This is a genomic window from Aggregatibacter sp. oral taxon 458 str. W10330, from assembly GCF_000466335.1.
GTDB lineage: Bacteria > Pseudomonadota > Gammaproteobacteria > Enterobacterales > Pasteurellaceae > Aggregatibacter.
On the sequence record NZ_KE952591.1, the window covers coordinates 2728 to 4012 of the forward strand.

The window sequence follows — 1285 nt, forward strand, 5'->3', positions numbered from 1 at the left end:
TATCATTGGGGTGAACGCTTGCGCCATCAGAGGGCTTTAAAACTCTTTGAAAATTGACTGCACTTTGTACTTCTGTATTTTAAATTGTAGTCTGTTTAAATATCAAACAGACTACAAATTTCTAATAATTTAATATCAGAAATTAGACACTTTATATACTATCCACCTCTTAGTTTTTTAGATATAAGAATTGATAGTACTATTAATGGTGATAATCTGGAAAAACCATATAAGTTAAATGACAATACGTCAAGAATATCTTTCATGGAGATATTTCCAAAACTCACAATAAATTTAAATAATATAATAAGAGAAGACATACCAACAAAACAAAATATAAAAACGAACAAAGAATAACCAGTAAAATAAACTAAAAAACTCATTAATCTACTTAGCATATAAACTCTCTCTGGAAAAATTTCTAATATCTTGCTCATTGCCTTCTAAAAATTTATTTAATGACTCACCTGTAAACGAGTCAGCTGCAACCCCCAATCTAACTAGATATAAGTTTGGACTTTTATTTCATATTTGATGGTTCCCAATTATTTAAAATATCATAAATAAACTCTGCATATTCTTTTTCAGGATGTAATTCCAAAAAACGTTCACATGCTTTTTTAAAATACATAAAGCAGATTTCTTCAGATACATGAATCTGATATCTAGGATCACATAAGCCTCCAATCTCAAACCTTACCCCTTCGAAGTGATCTTCTGGAAATGGGCTATTCATATCAGGGTAATAGCAATCTGCTCCCTCCTCACATAATCCATCCTTTTCTACCAGAACAGAATAAATAGCTTTTAAAAAATCTCCCTCATAATAAACAATATTAAAGTAGCTTTTTATACTAAACTCAGGTTCATCTAAGCCACCTGTTCCACCATAAAAAAAATTTAAAGGACTACGAGAATCTTCTCCTTTGGCTGTATATAAGGGAATACTATTCTGGGTGTACATTTGTTACTCCTTTAGTTTCCATATTTATATAGTAGTGAAATTGTATACCGTTAATTTTTTGTGAATCTTGATAAGCTTTTGGATCTAATCTATTTCTCTCAAGTAAATTACTATACCTTTAGCTACAGCCTTTTGCTCCCACTATAGCGCGCGTTTCCTAATGCGTGCCGAAAACATCAATTTTTTTGATTCAAACCTTCACTATTTTCATGAATAACTTCAATTTGTTTATTTTTTTGTTAGATAGATACAAGCACGCGTTAGGAAACGCGCGCTATCTGGGAGAGAATGAAGAACTTAAACAGGTAATCACTTTATCGC

At 31.1% G+C, this 1285-nt stretch carries 1 protein-coding gene; it reads right to left on the reverse strand.

Annotated features, from left to right (window positions below; genetic code table 11):
- Positions 1–520 precede the first annotated feature (520 nt).
- Positions 521–964, reverse strand: coding sequence for a ribonuclease toxin immunity protein CdiI (gene cdiI, locus HMPREF9065_RS08850; protein WP_021615212.1), 444 nt, complete (start codon positions 962–964; stop codon positions 521–523).
- Between the last annotated feature and the right edge of the window lie 321 nt (positions 965–1285).